The organism is Chryseobacterium ginsengisoli (genome assembly GCF_039542325.1).
GTDB lineage: Bacteria > Bacteroidota > Bacteroidia > Flavobacteriales > Weeksellaceae > Chryseobacterium > Chryseobacterium ginsengisoli.
This window is the reverse complement of record NZ_BAABHX010000003.1, coordinates 358,822-376,687: the sequence shown is the minus strand read 5'-3', so window position 1 is coordinate 376,687 and position 17,866 is coordinate 358,822. Positions and strand designations below refer to the sequence as shown.

Annotated in this window: 19 protein-coding genes; 7 read left to right on the top strand and 12 right to left on the bottom strand. The window is 33.8% G+C overall.

Going from position 1 to position 17,866, the window contains the following annotated elements; translation table 11 throughout:
• The first annotated feature begins 23 nt into the window (after nt 1-23).
• The 3 genes from hemE to ABD940_RS10930 all read left to right on the top strand — a co-directional run bounded on the left by hemE (nt 24) and on the right by ABD940_RS10930 (nt 1,708).
• On the top strand, nt 24-1,055 hold the full coding sequence (gene hemE, locus ABD940_RS10940; RefSeq protein WP_345203550.1) for a uroporphyrinogen decarboxylase: 1,032 nt from the start codon (nt 24-26) through the stop codon (nt 1,053-1,055).
• A 99-nt stretch (nt 1,056-1,154) separates the two neighbouring features.
• Nucleotides 1,155-1,385 (top strand): hypothetical protein, encoded by a 231-nt coding sequence (locus ABD940_RS10935; protein ID WP_345203548.1) that lies wholly within the window; start codon nt 1,155-1,157, stop codon nt 1,383-1,385.
• Between the two features lie 2 nt (nt 1,386-1,387).
• Nucleotides 1,388-1,708: a type II toxin-antitoxin system RelE/ParE family toxin gene (locus tag ABD940_RS10930; RefSeq protein WP_345203544.1), complete on the top strand. Its 321-nt coding sequence runs from the start codon at nt 1,388-1,390 to the stop codon at nt 1,706-1,708.
• 53 nt (nt 1,709-1,761) lie between these two features.
• On the opposite strand, the gene ABD940_RS10925 is transcribed toward ABD940_RS10930, so the two are convergent.
• From ABD940_RS10925 to ABD940_RS10875, 11 genes are all read right to left on the bottom strand, one after another.
• Nucleotides 1,762-2,394: an NAD(P)H-dependent oxidoreductase gene (locus tag ABD940_RS10925; RefSeq protein WP_345203541.1), complete on the bottom strand. Its 633-nt coding sequence runs from the start codon at nt 2,392-2,394 to the stop codon at nt 1,762-1,764.
• A 108-nt stretch (nt 2,395-2,502) separates the two neighbouring features.
• The gene (locus tag ABD940_RS10920; protein ID WP_345204709.1) at nt 2,503-3,426 is read right to left on the bottom strand and encodes a Dyp-type peroxidase; all 924 of its coding nucleotides are present in this window, start codon (nt 3,424-3,426) and stop codon (nt 2,503-2,505) included.
• A gap of 22 nt (nt 3,427-3,448) precedes the next feature.
• Nucleotides 3,449-4,171 carry an ABC transporter ATP-binding protein gene (locus tag ABD940_RS10915; RefSeq protein WP_345203538.1) on the bottom strand — a complete coding sequence of 241 codons (723 nt, stop codon included), beginning with the start codon at nt 4,169-4,171 and terminating at the stop codon, nt 3,449-3,451.
• Nucleotide 4,172: 1 nt separating this feature from the next.
• Entirely contained in the window at nt 4,173-5,639 is a 1,467-nt protein-coding gene (locus ABD940_RS10910; RefSeq protein WP_345203536.1) for a DUF5687 family protein, read from the bottom strand.
• Between the two features lie 102 nt (nt 5,640-5,741).
• A complete protein-coding gene (locus ABD940_RS10905) occupies nt 5,742-6,410 on the bottom strand; it encodes a hypothetical protein (RefSeq protein WP_345203533.1) in 669 nt (222 codons plus the stop codon).
• 73 nt (nt 6,411-6,483) lie between these two features.
• Complete coding sequence (locus ABD940_RS10900) at nt 6,484-8,133, bottom strand: DNA repair protein RecN (protein WP_345203531.1); 1,650 nt, start codon at nt 8,131-8,133, stop codon at nt 6,484-6,486.
• 64 nt (nt 8,134-8,197) lie between these two features.
• Nucleotides 8,198-9,106, bottom strand: a complete 909-nt coding sequence (gene porD / locus ABD940_RS10895) for a type IX secretion system protein PorD (RefSeq protein ID WP_345203529.1) — start codon at nt 9,104-9,106, stop codon at nt 8,198-8,200.
• A 36-nt stretch (nt 9,107-9,142) separates the two neighbouring features.
• The gene (coaBC, locus tag ABD940_RS10890) at nt 9,143-10,345 is read right to left on the bottom strand and encodes a bifunctional phosphopantothenoylcysteine decarboxylase/phosphopantothenate--cysteine ligase CoaBC (RefSeq protein WP_345203527.1); all 1,203 of its coding nucleotides are present in this window, start codon (nt 10,343-10,345) and stop codon (nt 9,143-9,145) included.
• Between the two features lie 122 nt (nt 10,346-10,467).
• A complete protein-coding gene (locus ABD940_RS10885; RefSeq protein ID WP_029298198.1) occupies nt 10,468-10,791 on the bottom strand; it encodes a DNA-directed RNA polymerase subunit omega in 324 nt (107 codons plus the stop codon).
• Between the two features lie 41 nt (nt 10,792-10,832).
• The gene (locus tag ABD940_RS10880; RefSeq protein ID WP_345203525.1) at nt 10,833-11,828 is read right to left on the bottom strand and encodes an outer membrane protein assembly factor BamD; all 996 of its coding nucleotides are present in this window, start codon (nt 11,826-11,828) and stop codon (nt 10,833-10,835) included.
• A gap of 103 nt (nt 11,829-11,931) precedes the next feature.
• Nucleotides 11,932-12,561: a TetR/AcrR family transcriptional regulator gene (locus ABD940_RS10875; RefSeq protein WP_047399110.1), complete on the bottom strand. Its 630-nt coding sequence runs from the start codon at nt 12,559-12,561 to the stop codon at nt 11,932-11,934.
• Between the two features lie 96 nt (nt 12,562-12,657).
• On the opposite strand from ABD940_RS10875, the gene ABD940_RS10870 reads away from it, so the two are divergent.
• The 4 genes from ABD940_RS10870 (at nt 12,658) to ABD940_RS10855 (ending at nt 15,317) form a co-directional block, all read left to right on the top strand.
• The gene (locus ABD940_RS10870; RefSeq protein WP_345203522.1) at nt 12,658-13,284 is read left to right on the top strand and encodes a TatD family hydrolase; all 627 of its coding nucleotides are present in this window, start codon (nt 12,658-12,660) and stop codon (nt 13,282-13,284) included.
• Entirely contained in the window at nt 13,277-14,002 is a 726-nt protein-coding gene (locus ABD940_RS10865) for a tRNA threonylcarbamoyladenosine dehydratase (RefSeq protein WP_345203519.1), read from the top strand. The genes ABD940_RS10870 and ABD940_RS10865 overlap by 8 nt, the downstream gene beginning before the upstream one ends.
• Nucleotides 14,003-14,152: 150 nt before the next feature.
• Complete coding sequence (rnpA, locus tag ABD940_RS10860; protein WP_345203517.1) at nt 14,153-14,527, top strand: ribonuclease P protein component; 375 nt, start codon at nt 14,153-14,155, stop codon at nt 14,525-14,527.
• A gap of 178 nt (nt 14,528-14,705) precedes the next feature.
• Complete coding sequence (locus ABD940_RS10855) at nt 14,706-15,317, top strand: DUF4126 domain-containing protein (RefSeq protein ID WP_345203514.1); 612 nt, start codon at nt 14,706-14,708, stop codon at nt 15,315-15,317.
• Nucleotides 15,318-15,555: 238 nt separating this feature from the next.
• Here the strand turns inward: ABD940_RS10855 and ABD940_RS10850 are convergent, their stop codons facing one another.
• The gene (locus tag ABD940_RS10850) at nt 15,556-17,865 is read right to left on the bottom strand and encodes a hypothetical protein (RefSeq protein WP_345203512.1); all 2,310 of its coding nucleotides are present in this window, start codon (nt 17,863-17,865) and stop codon (nt 15,556-15,558) included.
• Between the last annotated feature and the right edge of the window lies 1 nt (nt 17,866).

Here is a 17,866-nt window from a genome sequence, read left to right as displayed (position 1 = left end):
TGGCAATATTAGTCTAATAGATTATGATTAAAAACGACCTATATTTAAAAGCACTTCGCGGAGAAACCGTAGAAAGACCGCCAGTTTGGATGATGAGACAGGCCGGAAGATATTTGCCGGAATTCATTGCATTACGTGACAAATATGATTTCTTCACAAGATGTCAGACTCCGGAATTGGCTTCTGAAATCACCGTACAGCCGATCAGAAGATTTCCGCTGGATGCAGCGATTTTATTTTCAGACATTTTGGTAGTTCCGCAAGCGATGGGAATTGATTTTAAGATGAAGGAGAATGTCGGTCCGTGGTTGGATAATCCGATCAGAACGATGGAGGATGTGCAAAATGTGATCGTTCCGGATGTGAATGATACTTTAGGATACGTTTTTGATGCGATTGAACTGACTTTAATCAAATTAGACAATGAAATTCCATTGATCGGTTTTGCAGGTTCGCCTTGGACGATTCTTTGTTATTGCGTGGAAGGAAAAGGAAGCAAAGCTTTTGATATTGCTAAATCTTTCTGTTTCCAACAACCGGAAGCTGCTCATTTGTTACTTCAGAAAATTACAGATACTACGATTGCTTATCTGAAAAGAAAAGTTGAAAAAGGCGTTTCTGCAGTTCAGGTTTTCGATTCTTGGGGAGGAATGCTTTCTCCGGTAGATTATCAGGAATTCTCCTGGAAATATATTAATCAAATTGTTGAGGCTTTAAGTCCGTTGACGCATGTTGTGGTTTTTGGAAAAGGATGTTGGTTTGCACTGGAAGATATGGTTCAATCACCTGTTTCTGCTTTAGGAGTTGACTGGACAATCAAGCCAGAGTTTGCAAGAACTTTAACGAATCATACGATGACTCTTCAGGGTAATTTTGATCCTGCAAGATTGCATTCGACACCTGAAACGATCAAGAAAATGGTGACTGAAATGATTAACCGTTTTGGAAAAGACAGATATATCGCCAATTTAGGACACGGAATTTTACCTAATATTCCTGTGGAAAATGCGGAAGCGTTTATTAGAGCGGTGGTGGATTGGAAACCGAATAATTAATTGTTTTAAGTAAAAAAAACAAAATCCCTTTCAATCGCTGGAAGGGATTTTTAATTTTAAAATAATTTTTATACATTTGATTATCAAATATTTCTAAAAATGGATATTCAAACTAGAAAACTAGAGTTTATACAAGCTTTCCTCAAACTTCAAAGTGAGGAAGTCATCGCTCAGTTTGAAAAACTACTGAAGAACACCAAAAATATTGACGTTGAAAATAAATTTGAGCCATTCACTACTGAGGAAATGAATGAGAGAATTTCAAAGTCTGAAGAAGATTTCAAAAATAAAAAATTCAAAGCAACTTCCGAATTACTTTCAAAATATTAAAAGTGGAATACAAAGTTGTTTGGTCTGAATTTTCTGAAAAGCAAATTGATGATATTTTTAATTATTATGAACAGACTTCTAAAAGTTATCAAATTGCATTAAAAATTGTAACAAAAATTCTTTTAGCTCCTGATAAATTAATTTATAATCCTAAAATTGGTCAAAGAGAATTTCTATTAGAAGAACGTGAAGTTGAATATCATTATATCGTAGAATCAAATTATAAAATTATTTATTCTATTGACGAAGAAAATCATTACATCAAAATTGCTGACGTTTTTGACACAAGACAAAATCCAGAAAAGATAGATAGAGAAAAATAAAATAGCCTTTCAGTTTTTGAAAGGCTATTTTTATGAGTAAATTAATGTAATAATTAGTTGACTTCAGTAATGAAATCCTCTTTCGGTTTTCTCACTTTCGTAAGGTTTACCAACCAGTCGTTTGAAGAATCTCTGTAACCGATTGGCAACAATAGAACACTTTTCAGACCTTTTTCTTTTAAATTTAAAATTTGATCAACTTCTTCGGGAACAAATCCTTCCATTGGCGTAGAATCTACTTCTTCAAAGGCTGCCGCAATAATTGCCGCTCCAAAAGAAATATAAGCCTGTTTTGCTGCGTGTGTGAAATTTTCCTCTGCAGATCTTTGAGGGTACATTCCTAACAACATCTGTCTGTAATTTTCCCAGCCCTCGTTTTTGAAGCCTCTGATATCATTCGTAAGATCAAACATATTGTTGATTCTTTCTTCCGTATAATTATCCCAAGCTGCAAAAACCAAAAGGTGCGAACAATCTGTAATCTGTGGCTGATTCCAAGCGTGAGGTTTGATCTGTTCTTTAATTTCCTGATTCGTAATCACGATGATTTCGAAAGGCTGAAGACCGCTTGAAGTAGGTGCTAATCTTGCCGCCTCTAATATTTTATCCACTTTTTCCTGTGGTACTTTTTGACCGTTCATTGCTTTGGTAGCAAATCTCCAGTTCAGTTTTTCAATTAATTCCATAAATTAAATTTTGACCGAACAAAATTAATAGATGTTATAGAAATATCAGACACTGATTTTTAAATTTGACTTATTGTTAATATCTATTATCCATAGTAAACCTTAATATTATCCTGAAAAGTCATCCAACATATTTCTCGTAGGGACAAAGAAAAGCGTTCCCGTAACAGCCGTACTGAAATCTAAAATTCTATCATAATTTCCTATAGGATCACCGACAAACATATTTGTCAGCATTTTTTTAGTGGTAGAAAAACTGTTCGCATAAGAAATAAAATAAGTCCCAAATTCTCCCATAGAAGGATTTCCGAAAGGCATATTATCTCTTACGATTTTCAGATCATCACCAATATTTGCCAAAGCGATGTGAGAATTTGCAGGCTTTACATCATCCGACATTTCGATATCGTTTTCTTTTGACCTTCCAATGACTTTTTCCTGATCTTCCGTTGAAAGACTTCTCCACGCATTCATATTGTGAAGATATTTCTGAGTAAAAAGATAGCTTCCACCTTTATATTGCAGATCTTCATCGCCTATTTTAGCGAAAAAATCTCTGTCTTCATTGTGTGGATTTTCCGTTCCGTCTACAAACCCGAGAATCGAACGATCATCCCAATATTTGAATCCATGAATTTCCAAAATTCCTTCTGCGACAGGCGTCAATAATTTTGAAATCTCAATCGCCATATCAAAAATAATACTTTGATTATCGGCTCTCAAATGAAAATGCAAATCTCCCGGCGTAGAAACTGCCGTATGTTTTTCACCTTTAATTTCTTCAAAATTCACCAATTCTTTCGGAAGCGGAGTTGGAAGATCCAAAATATTCCATGCATTATAGCCGATTCCCATTACGCAACTCGCCCTGCTGTCAGGAAATCTGTTGAAAACAGAATTATTTAAATTTAAAACCAAAGCACATAATTCCTGAAAATTTTCTTTCAGTTTCGGATCATCGACCAACCTCCAAACCATGAAAATCGTATTGCTGTTAGGATAATCAGTGACATTTTGAGATTCAATATTCATCATTATTAGTTTTTTATTTGAATTAAAGAGCTTCAGTCGGCTGAGAAACCTGATCTGCAAAATATTGTTCCAGATCTTTCAGCGTTTCAGGATTGGTCTGAATATCTTTTACCAATTGACCTTTATTTACCACCACAATTCTGTTGCAGACTTCTGTCGTATGCGAAAGATCGTGACTCGAAATAAGGAAAGTTACACCGTCTTGCTTTGATAATTCTTTAATTAAATTTTTCAATTTAATCTGCGTTGAAGGATCGAGATTTGCGAAAGGTTCATCCAAAATAATAATTTCGGGATTTCCGATGATTGCACCGATAATTCCAACTTTTTTCTGATTTCCTTTTGAAAGATCACGAACATATTTCCCAGAATTTAAAATTTCACCGTTAAAAAGATCATGAAACTGTTTTAAAAACTCATCAACAGAAGCTTTATTCTGTCCTCTCAATTCTCCGATGAAATAAAAATATTCTTCGGGAGTCAAATATCCGATCAGAAAAGAATCGTCTACGAAAGCGGAAACTTTGTTTTTCCATGCTTCTGATTCGTTTACTTTAATTCCATCGATGCTTACAAAACCTGTTGTAGCCTGAATTAAATCAAGCATCAAGCTAAAAAGCGTAGTTTTTCCCGCCCCGTTATTTCCGACCAAGCCAAAAGTTTCGCCATTTGGAATTTCAAGGTTTTCTATATTTAAAACGGTTGCTGTACCGTATGTTTTTGATAAATTATTAATTGTGATCATATTAATCTTTGTTTTTGAATGCGTCTAATGTACTGTATTTCTCTACTTTGTAATGTTTTACGATAATATCGAAGATTTTTTCTCTTAATAAAAACCCGATCAAACCTAAAATCGCTATGCTTATAACTCCTGCCGTAATATTGAAAAAATATTGCATCAAACCAAAAACCGCCATCGGTAAAATCATTTTGGGAATCATCAGCAACATCGACTTCATATTAAAGCTGTTTTTCTGACCAAAACGTTTTTGTTTTGCATTAAGATCGATCTGCATTTTGTTGAAAGCTCCCGACCAAAGCGTGAATTGAGAATTAACCCCGATATTATAAATTCCTGCCGCGAAAAAAGTCAAGTACATATTCCAACCGAAATAAGCGTAACAAATCGCCAAGATCATCGATGCAGCCGTCACAATATTCATCAGCCACCATTTTGCCTTTAAATATTCTTTGTAAGGAACATTCAAAGTCATCATTAAAGGAAAATAAGAACTATCGAAAGCCGGAACTCTCTGCCCAAATAAAAACTGAAAACCTCCCGTTACAAACAACCCCATAAACATCATCATTGCAGGCGTTTTATAAACCGGCGAAGAAAACATTAATAATCCATAAAAAAGAAATATCAGACTTCCTAACAAAATTCCTTTCGTAATTTTATTTCTTCTGAGCATTTTAATATCATTATTGATAAAAGTTCCGATCGCTCCGTATTTATTCAGGAAAGCAATATTTTCCGTTTTCCCGATCTCTTTCTTAGCTTCCAAACCTTCATCCAAATAAAATACTTTTCGGATATGATTAAAGCAAATTTTCCACAAACCTGAAAATAACATGATTGAAATTACCACGAAATAAGGTCTTTCATAAAAATTATAGAAAAATTTTTCGGAATAAGAAAGTATGGGAACAATATTGTAATACGCTAAACCTGCAACTCCTGCAAAAAGACATCCTACAACAATCGCAACAGTTTCTTTATCATTAAAAAGAATATTGATAAAATTATTTAAATAGAACAATAACGAAACTCCGATCAACCATGTAAAAACATTCAAAACATCATATCCGTTGAATATCGCAATGATTGAAAACGTGATTAAAAACAATGAATTCAGCCAACTAAAAGCGGACAAAAATGTCTTGCTCAACATATAATTGACCAAAGTTTTTTTCGGAATATTCAGCGTTAAAAAAGGTTTGATGTTCTGTGTCGGCAATTCCTGCCACATATATTTGAGGATAAGATCAATCGCCCAAGCTGCAATTAGAAATCTTGAAACAATTTTTAAAGGATCCTGATGCATTTCTTCCCGAACATAGTAAAAGGCTGCAAATGCGCCTCCTGCCAAACAAGCCATGAAATAAAGAATCATAATAAATCTCAGGATTTTCATCACAAGATTCACGCCTAGAGAAGTTCCACGAAAAAAACTTTTGATCTCTAATCTCAGGAATTTCAAAAACATAATTATTTTTTTTATATTAGTGAATATAATGATAAAAATGTTACAGATTTTTTTCAACAGAATGAATTGACTTCATTTCTTTTATCTTAATAGCATTTATTGTTAATTACAGGATTTAGCTGTATTCAAGATGATTGCTTCTTTCTTCCATTTAGAATTTCTGGAATCTTTATACTTTAATTGCATTGATAATATTCCTTTTTTAAGCTGAAAATTTTCAAACAATTCTTCGGCATAAAACTTATCTGAATTTTTCAGAGTATTTTCAATTTTTTTTTGAGGAATTTTTATTCTGCAAGACTTGTTATCATTGAGATTAGTGAATAATACTTCATCATTTCCCGACATTGTTAGCACATAAGGATCTTTATCTGAATCATTCTTAAAAATAGCTGTCCCTAAATTAGCAATCTTTACTCCTGTTTCTTTACTGTAGAGAATATATTCATGAGGATCACAGCATCCTGAAGCCATGCTATTTTCGATTAAAAAAGAATTTTTATATTCAGTCCAGTTGATATATCCTAATCTGGTACTAAATTCCATTGTTGCCTTATCCAGCGAATATATTTTATGCTGATATTTTCCTTTTTGAAATGTGATCCATGAAGAATTACAGTTGTATTCCCAAAAGATTTTTGCTTTGTTTTTAAATATGGTCGGTCGGCAGGAAATCAGATTTTTTAATTCCGGTTTTTTTGAACAGCCACAGTTTTGACTGTAGATTAAATGTAGAAAGCAAGAAAAAATGATAATTAATAAACGTCTCATGGATATAGATAAGGTCAAATATAAAAAAAGACCTCGAAAATCCAGAAGTCTTATATTTTTACATTCGTTAAAATTATCCAATCAATTCTTTCGCCTGTGCCAAAGCCGCTTCAGTAATTTTACTCCCCGAAAGCAATTGGGCAATTTCGTTCAGCTTTTCTTCATCACTTAAAGGAACAATGGTCGATTGAGTTTTCCCTGCAATATCTTGTTTTAGAACTTTATAATTGTTATTTCCTTTTGCCGCAACCTGCGCTAAGTGAGAAATCACGATAAGTTGCATATCTGTTGACATTTCGCGCATCAGATTTCCTATTTCTTCAGCAACTTTTCCTGAAACTCCAGTATCGATTTCGTCCAAAATTAATGTTGGAAGTTCGTCACTTTCTGCAATGATTTTCTTCACCGCCAACATCACTCTTGATCTTTCCCCGCCTGAAATTGCCATCTGAATAGGTTTTAAAGGAAAACCTGAATTCGCCTGAAACAAAAGCTGAATGTTTTCTTTTCCGAATGAATTGAAATCTGCAGAATCCTGCAATTCGATATCAACTTTAGCTTTTTCAAGACCTAATTTTTTAAGCAATGCTTCTGCTTTTTTAATGAAAACAGGAACACTTTTCTTTCTGTTTTTCGAAAGTTTTTCGGCTAAATTTTGAAGTGTTTTTTCCTTTTTAGCAATATTTTCTTCAATCTCTTCGATTTGGGATTCCAGTTCGGAAGCGCCTTTCTGTTCGCCTGACAATTGATCTCTGATTTCCTTTAATTCAGTAATATCAGAAACGTTGTGCTTCACAAACAGATTATTTATTCTGCTATTTAATTCAATTAATAAAACTAAATTTTCAGGATTAATTTCAATTTTCTCAGCTTCATCTTCCAGCTCGGAAATGATGTCTTTTAATTCAACAAAAGAAGTTTCCAGCCTTTCATCAAGCTCTGCAAAACTGTTGGACACTTCTGCAATTTTTGACAGTTTATTTTTAGCTTCATTAAAGAAAGACAAAATCCCAACTTCTTCCTGATGAAACCTTGATAAAACCTGAGCCAAATTATCGGAGATCATTTCAGCATTTTCCTGAACAGACAATTGATCCTGAAGTTCTTCATAATCTACATCATCCAAATGAAGTTCTTCCAATTCGTTTAATAAAAATTCTTTGTAATCGCTTTCTTTTCTGTTTTCCGAAAGCTGTGTCTGAAGTTTTTTAAGTTGAGTTTTCAGACTTTGAAAATCTGAAAATTCATTTTGATAATCATGAATGAGCTGTTTATTTTCGGAAAGTCCATCAATAATTTTAAACTGATATTCTGAAGTAAAAAGATTCGAAGTTTCAAACTGTGAATGAATATCAATCAGTTGAGAAGATAATTCTTTCAAAATATCCAGCGTCACCGGAACATCGTTGATAAAAGCCCTCGATTTTCCGGAAGGCAAGATTTCTCTGCGGATAATTGTCTGATGCTCGTAATCAAGATCATTTTCGATAAAGAATTTCTTGAACTGATTATTCAAAGAAAATTCTGTTTCCACAATACTTTTTTCCTCCGCTTTTGAGATCGATTTCACATCTGCTCTTTCTCCCAAGATCAGTCGTAAAGCCCCTAAAATAATAGATTTTCCCGCACCGGTTTCTCCGGTTATTACCTGTAAACCATTGTGCAGTGATACTTCAAGTGTATCAATCAGGGCAAAGTTTTTAATGTAAATTCTCGAAAGCATTTGATAACAGTGATTATTTGGCTATTGCAAATATAGAACTTTAGATTGCAGAATTCAAGTTAACTTACTGTTTCCATTTGTTCCATCTTGCATCCGTATTTTTCGGAGACAGAATCATCATTTCATTTTTAAGATCTCCCAATACAATTCCTGCGTTGGTTCCTGAGTTGAAAATATTATAGATCTCATCAGCTTTAGAATCCATAAAAAGATTAAAGAAATAAGCCTGTTGAAAAGAGTTTTCGTATTGTTTTAGCTGCATTAAAGCATCAAAAATCACTTTTTTCGCCGCAGCCTGATCCTGATTAAACAAATTATCCAATCCTGCTCTGTGATAAGAATAAATCGTTGAACGCAGCTGGCTCCAGTTCGGACTCATGATTTCTTTGATTAAAATTGAACGGCTTCTTGGTTCATTAATCTGTTTCCAGCCATCATAAGTAGTCTGAGATTCTCCATTCTGGGCAATTTGCTGAGCTTTCTGAAACCATTGAGTTCCCGCCATTGACTGAAAACTGTCTGCATCCATTCCCAAAATTACGTATACATAAAAACTGATTACATCAATTAAGTTTTTTCCTGAAAACTGTCTTTCATTAAAGATAAGATTCTCATTTTCAACATAATCAAAAGAAAACCTCTGATCCTGAAGATTGATCAGCGGAGATTCGTAAGTTGTATTAAAAACCGGACGAACTGCCTGAATGACTATACTTCCAGAGAATCGATTCCCTTCTCTTGAAGCAATAACGATGGCAAAATTCGATTTTATTTTTTCGAAATTCTGAAGTCTTTTTCCTGTCCAGCTTGTGTTATTAATGAAATCTCTAAGACTTTTCTCCAACGCTTTATACGCCGATTGGTTACTTCCTCCCAATTGCTGGGAATTCACCTGAACTGTTGCTAATAATTCCTGAGAAAAACTTAGATTAAATAAAAACAGCAGTAAAAATATGCTTAAAATTTTTTTCATTTTCTATTAAAGATTGAGAACGGAAATTTATTAAAATTATTTTAAAAGTTGAGACTCAACGAAATCCAAAATATCTTTTGCGACATCATCCTTAGATTTCAGGTCAAATTCTTTCTTTTCCGTTTTGGTAAATATTCTTATTTTGTTGGTATCATTTTTAAAACCTGCACCTTCATCACGAAGCGAGTTTAAAACAATCATATCCAGATTTTTCTTTTCTAATTTGCCTTTTGCATTTTCTTCTTCATTCTGAGTTTCCAACGCAAAACCTACTAAAAACTGGTGCGTTTTCTTTTCTCCCATTGTTTTAAGAATGTCGGGATTTTTAATTAATTCGATTGTTAAATTATCGTCATTCTTTTTGATCTTTTCCTTTGCTACTTCTTTTGGAGCGTAATCTGCTACAGCCGCACTTGCAATCCCGATGTCTATTTTATCATAAAATTCAAAAACCTTTGATAACATCTCTTTTGCTGAGGTCACTTTATGCAATGTAACATTTTTATCATTGATTTTCTGAGAACTCGGTCCTGAAATTAAAATAACTTTTGCTCCTCTTTTTGACGCTTCTTCCGCCAAAGAAAACCCCATCTTTCCCGAAGAATGGTTCCCGATAAATCTCACAGGATCAATTGCTTCATATGTTGGTCCGGCTGTAATTAAAACCGTTTTTCCTTCCAATGTTTTTTCAATATTTGAATCGAAAAAATCTTCAATTGTTTTGGCAATCGTTTCAGGTTCCGCCATTCTTCCCTGTCCGATCAATCCGCTTGCCAATTCTCCGTTTTCGGCAGGAATAATAATATGTCCGAAGCTTTCCGCCAATTCTAAATTTCTCTTCGTAGAAGGATGCACATACATATCCAAATCCATTGCAGGCGCGATAAAAACAGGACATTTTGCAGACATATAGGTTGCAATGACCAAGTTATCACACATTCCGAGAACCATTTTGGACAATGTATTTGCAGTACAAGGCGCAACAACCATTACATCTGCCCACAAAGCCATTTCAACATGACTGTTCCAGGTTCCGTTATCGCCATAAAAATCTGTATAAACAGGTTTTTTAGACAAAGTAGAAATACTCAGTTTTGTTACAAAATTTTCCGCATCGGGAGTCATAATTACCTGAACTTCCACTCCTTTTTTTACGAAATCCCTGATCAGAAAATGTATCTTGTAAGCTGCAATTCCTCCGGAAATCGCGATGAGAATTTTTTTACCGGAAAGACTCATTTAGTTTTAATTTTTTAAGAATACTAAATTACTTATTTTTTCTCACAAACCGTTTAAACAACAAAGGTCATAAAAGAAAAGATTTCCCTTATGACCCTCATATATAAAAAACACAATCGTTTTTACTTTCTTTCTTCAGTTTTTCTGAAGTATACGTCTCCGTTTAACCATTCTTCGATCGCAATAGAAGTTGGCTTTGGAAGTTTTTCGTAATGTTTAGAGATTTCAATTTGCTCTCTGTTTTCGAAAACTTCTTCTAATGTAGAATTGTGAACAGCGAATTCATCAAGCTTGTTGTGTAATTCTGTACGAATTTCAGCGTTGATCTGCTCTGCTCTTTTCCCCATGATAACAATCGCTTCGTAGATTGAACCTACTTTGTCTTCAATCTTATCCTTATCGTAAGTAATGGTATTTACTTCTGCTTTTGTATCTTTTACACTCATTTTGAGAATATTAATTTTATTTAAGTTCGCAAATTTACGAATTATCTTTGAATTTTGAAAGTCGCCGCCGGAGGAGGTGTGCTAAGTGCCGCACTATCCCTCTGGATCTGCATTGCTTTCTTCTCAGCATCTATCTGATCTTTCTCCTGCTGCACTGTTTTTGCCTTCTGTGCGTTCTGTGCTTCAAACTTTTTTTGTCTTTCCGTTAAAGCTGCAATTCTTGCTTCAGTTTGTTTTTTAACAACTACGAAATCTTTCTTTTCTTTTTCAAGTTTTTCTCTGATATCCAAAGCTGTTTTTGCAACATCTGTATTCGGCATCTCTTTTTCGATCTGTCTTGTGAAAGACAAAGCGCTTTCAATACGCTCGTCCTTAAGATCATAAACAGATTTTTGAGCCAATTCGTAACGAGATTTTACAATATAATCATAGATCTGTGGACGAAGTTTTGTACTTGGAAAATCTTCCAATACATTTTCCAAGGCTACATTTGCAGCTTTGTACTCTCCCATTTTGAAGTATTGTCTTGCATTTTCATAAGCCTTGAATTCCAGCTTATAAGACAATTCATCAACTAAAGTATTAATATTTTTAGATCTTTCCGAATTCGGATAGTTATTCAGGAAATCCTGAAGTTCGTTGATTGCCGACTGTGTTGTAGACTGATCTAGATTATAATCCATTGATCCTTCATAATAACATAAAGCCGACATATAAGCCGCTTCTTCTTTTCTGCTATCCTGAGGGAAACTTATTGAAAAATTTTTAAACTGGTTTCCGGCTAATCTAAAATTTTTGTCATAATAATTCGCATAAGCAGAATTGAAAACCACATTCGGAGCATCATCTGTTCCTGCAACAAGATTCGGAAGCCTGTCGTAAAGCGCCAAAGCATTTTTCCACTTCTTTTTAGCAAAGTTTTCATTGGCAGTTTTTAAGATAAGATTCTTATCTGCACTTTTCATTGCTCTTTCCTGCTTACTTACACACGACGTCACTACTGCTACAGCAAAAATACCTAAAATATATTTTTTCATATAAAAAATTCAACAGTTTTCGGATTGTACAGCCGATTTACTAATTTGCAAAAATATAACTTTTTTGTCAATAGATTTTTTTTTATGATTATTTAACGTAATTTTAGTCTGCAGCGTATCCCAAAATTGCAAAAACGCTCATTAAAAGATTCATTCTTACCTTTTTCTCCGCTTCTTTGGAATAGGTTTCCTCGTTTTTATTCGGAACATACAATTCGTAAAAATTTCTGTTGCGGATCACAAATAAAGTAGAACCAATAATTGTTGTTAAAATATCTTCAGGTTTTGGAGTAAAAGTAAAAACACCGGAAGCTACTCCTTTTTTGATAACATCATCAAGTTTTTTAACGAATAACTGATAAAAATCCAGCAATTCATCTTTCAGATTTTCTGTGTGGCGAAGTTCCTGAGTAACAAATCCGTGGAAATAATTATATTTAAACAATTGAGCAACAATATATTTAATGATTTCTTTCAACTGCATTTCAGGTTTACCATCCTTAATCGTATCAGCAAATTCAGAAAAATTCTCCCGGGTTTTCAACACTCTGTATTGATAGAGATACGACATCATTTTTTCTTTGGAACCAAAATAATAAGAGATCATCGCGACATTAATATTAGCCTTGGAACAGATGTCTCTTACCGATGTGCCTTCGTAACCTTTTTTTGCAATCAGCTCTTCGGCAATGTCTAAAATGTGGATTTGTTTTTCCGTAAATTTTTTCTTCATGTAGTGACTTTGAGTAAAGTTAAGAAATTTTTAACAGATTTATAAACGTTCGTTTAAGAAATTTACGTTAAATATAAATTAATAGTATTTTTGAAAATGGATTTTTTTGATTTTCATCACCATAAAAAAAATATCAGATACGGGATTTATAATTTAGATATTGAAAAAATTCCGCCCGATTTTCCGTACTCAATAGGAATTCACCCGAAAGACATTGACATAAACAATATTGATAGTCAGTTCCAGTGGATGAAATCTATGATTTTTCAGAATTGTTTTGCAATCGGAGAATGCGGTTTGGATTCTTTCGTAGAAACGGATCAGAAAATTCAGGAGGAAGTTTTTTTAAGACAGATTCAATTCGCTAATGAAATTAAAAAACCAATAATTATTCATTGTGTCCGAAAATTCTACGAAGTGATCTCTTTCAAAAAATATGCTGAACAGCCCATGATTATTCATGGTTTTAATAAAAAAGAAAGCATTGCAAGAGATCTTCTTAAAAATAATTTTTATCTGAGTTTTGGAAAAGCGGTTTTGTATAATTTATCTTTGCAAAATACTTTGAAAATTACTCCTTTAGACAAAATATTTTTGGAAACCGACAATGAAGATTTCAATATCGAAGAATTGTACCTTAAGGTTTCTGAACTCAAGGAAATTTCTTTAGAGCATTTAAATAAACAAATTGTAGAAAATTTAGACACGATAAAAAATGGATAAAAACTGGTTGGAAAGAACGGAACTTCTCATCAAGGAAGAAGGTTTGGAAAAATTGAATAAGGCTACTGTTTTAGTTGTTGGGTTAGGTGGAGTTGGTTCTTTTGCAGCCGAGTTCCTTGCAAGATCCGGAATCGGAAGCATGACCATCGTAGACGGAGACACTGTTGATATCACGAACATTAACAGACAGTTACCTGCTTTACACTCAACCATCGGGAAACATAAAGTGGAAGTTGTTGCGGAAAGACTTTTAGATATTAATCCAAAGCTTAAGTTGACTAAAATCAACGAGTTTCTAAATCCTGAAAGAATGGAGGAAGTATTGGATTCTGAAAAATTTGATTTTGTTTTGGACTGCATCGACAGCGTTACACCAAAATTGAGCTTAATTATTGCTGCCAAAAGAAGAAGGATAAAAATCGTAAGTTCAATGGGAGCCGGCGGAAAAACTGATCCAAGTAAAGTATTGGTAAGAGATATCAGCAAAACTGAACATTGCCATCTTGCAAGACAGATAAGAAAAAGGTTGAGAAAAGTAAAAATCGACAAAGGCGTTCGTTGTGTTTTCGCTAATGACATTCAGGATGAAGACAGCTTAAAAATGACTGACGGAACCAATTATAAAAGATCTTTTTACGGAACAATAAGCTATATGCCTGCAATTTTCGGGTTGTATACAGCCGCGGAAGTAATTAATTATTTATTGGATAAAGAATAAATTTCGCAATAATATTCGGAGATGCTTTGATAAGCTCAGCATAACATTTCTAATACTAAATATTTTTCAGCAATGTTATACTGAACTTGTCGAGGCATCTTTATTTAAGATTAAAAACAAGAAAAATTCCACTATATTTACACTCCGTAAATGACAAACTTCAAATATCCCAGAGCCGAAAAACTCAAAACAAATACAGAAATCTCTTTACTTTTCGAAAAAGGTAAATGGAGAACGAATGGGAATTTGAGAATTATCATCCTAAAAAACAAGCCGACAATTCCAGTTGAAAGCACAAAGTTTGCGGTTTCTGTTTCTAAAAAATTTTTCAAAAAAGCGGTTCACAGAAATCGTATCAAAAGGCTTTTGAGAGAATGTTACCGTTTAAATAAAGATCTTTTTAAAGAAGCTTTCGGAGACAAAACAATGGCTATGATGTTTTGGGCTTCTCCTGAAATGCCTCAGAAATTTCAAGATGTTGAAGCACAGTTTGTGAAGCTTTGTCAGGCTCAGAAGAAGTCTTAATTTTCTTTCTTTAATTTATCATTCTTTAAAATAAGACGCAAACATCTGTGCAAATCCGTGCAATCTGTGGGAGAAAAAATTAACCACAGATTTTCACAAATCTTCACAGATGATTGAGAATATTTTTGGAATATAATTTTTTGTAACTTTAGGCAAAACAATAAATCTGAAAATTAATATGTTAGATAATATTCCCTATCTTTCCTATATCCTAAGTGCATTTATCGGAATAGGATTGGCTGCAGCAACCGGTTTCAGAGTATTTCTTCCGATGTTTGCGGTGAGTCTTGCTTCATATTTTCACTGGATTCCTATGACGGAACAGTTTGAATGGCTTGCCGGACTTCCAACCCTTATCATCACCGGAATTGCTATGATCGTTGAAATTTTAGCCTACTATATTCCTTTTGTAGATCATTTACTAGATACAATCTCGGTTCCTATGGCAACAGTTGCGGGATCGGTCTTATTTGCGAGTCAGTTTGCAGATTTAGGAACGTTTCCACAATGGGCTTTAGCTTTGATTGCGGGAGGTGGAACTGCAGCAACGATAAGTTCTGGCTTTGCGGGAATTCGGGCAGCTTCTACGGCAACGACAGGCGGATTGGGAAACTCCGTAGTTGGAACAGCAGAAACAGCCGGAGCTGGAGTTATGGCTATTTTAGCGATGGTGGCTCCTATTATCGCTGCAATTTGCGCTATTGGCACTATCATTCTAATGATATTTTTTGGTCGGAAAATATGGCGAAAATTCAGAAAAAATAAAGAGGTAATCGATAATCATACTTAAATAGAAACGGCGAAAAAATTTCCGCCGTTTTTTTATTTTATTTTCTTCGTATAGTTTCCAAAAACAATTCCTAAAGGACCAAGTATCGGAAAAAGAATTAATGCAATATTAAGGTAAAATATCTGATTTAGTTTTAACCAAAATTGCAATTGCAGAAATGTACAAGACAATTACAGCAATTCCAGCAAACAGTATTTGAAAAGGTGAAATCGATAATACATTCATTGTTAATAAAGTTTTATCCTTTAGTTCTGAAGTCTTTGATTTCCTGAATTTTACCTTCAAAATATTCTTTCTTTTCGGGTATTTTTTTAATCAGAGTTTCGAAAGCTTTAATGGCTTTAGTATATAATTTCTGCTCAAAGTAAAGATTAGCCAACGTTTCCGTCATTAAGTGCGAAATATCATCATTTTTCTCTTTTACAACAAAGGAAACTTCATCTTTAAGCTGGCTGATTCTAGGATTGGTTTCAATAAAGGTTTCAATAACTTTATTTTTCAATTCTACCTTTTCCTGTTGAACCTCTTCAACTTCCTCAACCTCTTCCTCTGCTCTGTCGATTTTCAGCCAACTCTGCCATGTGTTGATAAATCCAGGAACATTACTGTCCAGAAGATTGACCTTAGGAGTTTCAACTGGAATCTCTTCAACTTTTTCTTTCTGAATTTCTTCTTTAGATTCCTCTTTTTTATCTTTTTCAGGCTCTGCAATTGTCCAACCTGAACCAAAGAAAGAAACATTCATCACAGGTGTTTCTTCGTCTGTTTTTGAAGCTTCTTCATCAATTTGAAGTATGTCTGTTGATTCTCCAAATTCTTCAGATTGATCTTCGACTAATTCAGGAATTTGTTCTTTTTCAATTCCTTCCTTAATAACTTCAACTTTCGGAGCTTCTGTTTCAACTTTAAGCTGAGCAATTTCAGCAGATTTATGAAGTAAAGAATCCGGAAGATTTGATTCAAAAGACATGGGTTTCCAAGCCGATTCTACTGCTGCAGGTTCTTCTACAGTAGATTCCTGTTTTTCTTCAGCAACTTGCTCTTTGGATTCTTCAACTATTTCAGACTGAACTTCAGCTGTTGAATTTTCTTTATTTTTTTCTTCAGTTTTCGGTTCAGATGGTTTCACTTCAAAACTTTGAGTTTCCGCAAAACTTATATCGTGACCAATATTTTCAGGTTCTTCTTCTTTTTTATTTTCTTTTTCCTCAGAAGCAGCTTTTTCTTTCATTTTTTTCTCAACCTCTTCAATCAGACGACGCATTTCGTCTTCATGTTTGTTGATGTTGGATTGAGGAATTTCAGTTATGATTTCTTCAGCATTATTTGCCTGAATTTTTACTTCCGGTAAGAAAGATTCCATGCCGTGGAAACTTAGTTCCGATTCGTCCTGAACAGTTTTTTCTTCTTTTTCCGAAGAAATTTTATCTTCATTAATGATTTTTTCAGGAGTAAATTCCGCCGTTTCTTCTGCTTTATCTACATCTGAATTTTCAGACTTATTATCAATAGTTTCAGGTTCTTTTACTTCTTCTTGAACATCATTATTTTTAATCTGAGTATCAAAAGATTCTGTTTCATGGAAATTTAAATCGGATTCATTTAAAATTTCTTCTTTTTCAGATTCTGAAGCTATATTTTCTTCTTCAATAATGGTTTCGGGAGTAAAATCTGCAATTTCTTCCGGTTTATTTTCCTTTGTTTCGGATTCTGTTACTTCTTCAGATTGACTAGTTTCAATTTGATTATCCGCAGTTTCAGTTTCCTGTAGATTTAATTCCGGTTCATCTGAAATTTCTTCTTTTTCAGGTTCGGAAGTTATTTTTTCCTCTTCAATAACAATTTCGGGAGACAACTCTTGATTCTCTTCAGTTGCATCTATTTCTCCGTTTTCAGGAGAAACTTCTTCAACATTACTGTTTTCCTCAATACTAATCGGTTCTTCTATCTTTTCAGCTTTTTGAGTAACGATAGAACCAGATTCTAGTGTAGATTCAAGATCAATTCTATCTACATTATTATCATCAAGAAAATCATCTTCACCATCAAACAAAATTCGGTTGCGCTCTCCATTTACATAAAGATGCTTGATCTCTTCTCTCGGAGTGGGAAGTATTCTTGCCTCCTCTTTTATATCAACAGTTTCATCTTTTGGTTCTTCAATTATTTCAGGTTTGGCTTCAACAATTGGAGGTTCTTCTCGTTTTATCGGGAAATTTGAGGCTTTTGTCTGATATAAAATTTTTAGCGGATTTTCTTTAGGAATTATCTTTTCCGTTGCGATTTCAGCTTTTATTTCGGGCTTCGGTCGTTGTTGAATTTTACCGTTAATCAGCTGATACAAAATCTTTTTATCAGTTGTATAAGCTGCTGTTGTAGAAAGCGCCCTTTGATAATTTTCTTTATCATAAAGATGCACTCCATATAAATATAAAGCTCTGATATTCTGAACATAGGGAAAAGAATTAATCTCTTCTTTCAGAAGATTGAGATCCTCTGACTGAATATTTTTTGGGGTCTTTAATAATTCTAAAACTCTATGATTCATC

Bases quoted from the DNA above. Each gene is read 5' to 3' on its own strand.
- porD (WP_345203529.1), bottom strand. From the start codon at position 9,106: ATGAAAAAAATTTTAAGCATATTTTTACTGCTGTTTTTATTTAATCTA.
- ABD940_RS10900 (WP_345203531.1), bottom strand. From the start codon at position 8,133: ATGCTTTCGAGAATTTACATTAAAAACTTTGCCCTGATTGATACACTT.
- hemE (WP_345203550.1), top strand. From the start codon at position 24: ATGATTAAAAACGACCTATATTTAAAAGCACTTCGCGGAGAAACCGTA.
- ABD940_RS10880 (WP_345203525.1), bottom strand. From the start codon at position 11,828: ATGAAAAAATATATTTTAGGTATTTTTGCTGTAGCAGTAGTGACGTCG.
- rnpA (WP_345203517.1), top strand. From the start codon at position 14,153: ATGACAAACTTCAAATATCCCAGAGCCGAAAAACTCAAAACAAATACA.
- ABD940_RS10850 (WP_345203512.1), bottom strand. From the start codon at position 17,865: ATGAATCATAGAGTTTTAGAATTATTAAAGACCCCAAAAAATATTCAG.
- coaBC (WP_345203527.1), bottom strand. From the start codon at position 10,345: ATGAGTCTTTCCGGTAAAAAAATTCTCATCGCGATTTCCGGAGGAATT.
- ABD940_RS10855 (WP_345203514.1), top strand. From the start codon at position 14,706: ATGTTAGATAATATTCCCTATCTTTCCTATATCCTAAGTGCATTTATC.
- ABD940_RS10870 (WP_345203522.1), top strand. From the start codon at position 12,658: ATGGATTTTTTTGATTTTCATCACCATAAAAAAAATATCAGATACGGG.
- ABD940_RS10865 (WP_345203519.1), top strand. From the start codon at position 13,277: ATGGATAAAAACTGGTTGGAAAGAACGGAACTTCTCATCAAGGAAGAA.
- ABD940_RS10920 (WP_345204709.1), bottom strand. From the start codon at position 3,426: ATGAATATTGAATCTCAAAATGTCACTGATTATCCTAACAGCAATACG.
- ABD940_RS10905 (WP_345203533.1), bottom strand. From the start codon at position 6,410: ATGAGACGTTTATTAATTATCATTTTTTCTTGCTTTCTACATTTAATC.
- ABD940_RS10925 (WP_345203541.1), bottom strand. From the start codon at position 2,394: ATGGAATTAATTGAAAAACTGAACTGGAGATTTGCTACCAAAGCAATG.
- ABD940_RS10885 (WP_029298198.1), bottom strand. From the start codon at position 10,791: ATGAGTGTAAAAGATACAAAAGCAGAAGTAAATACCATTACTTACGAT.
- ABD940_RS10875 (WP_047399110.1), bottom strand. From the start codon at position 12,561: ATGAAGAAAAAATTTACGGAAAAACAAATCCACATTTTAGACATTGCC.
- ABD940_RS10910 (WP_345203536.1), bottom strand. From the start codon at position 5,639: ATGTTTTTGAAATTCCTGAGATTAGAGATCAAAAGTTTTTTTCGTGGA.
- ABD940_RS10935 (WP_345203548.1), top strand. From the start codon at position 1,155: ATGGATATTCAAACTAGAAAACTAGAGTTTATACAAGCTTTCCTCAAA.
- ABD940_RS10915 (WP_345203538.1), bottom strand. From the start codon at position 4,171: ATGATCACAATTAATAATTTATCAAAAACATACGGTACAGCAACCGTT.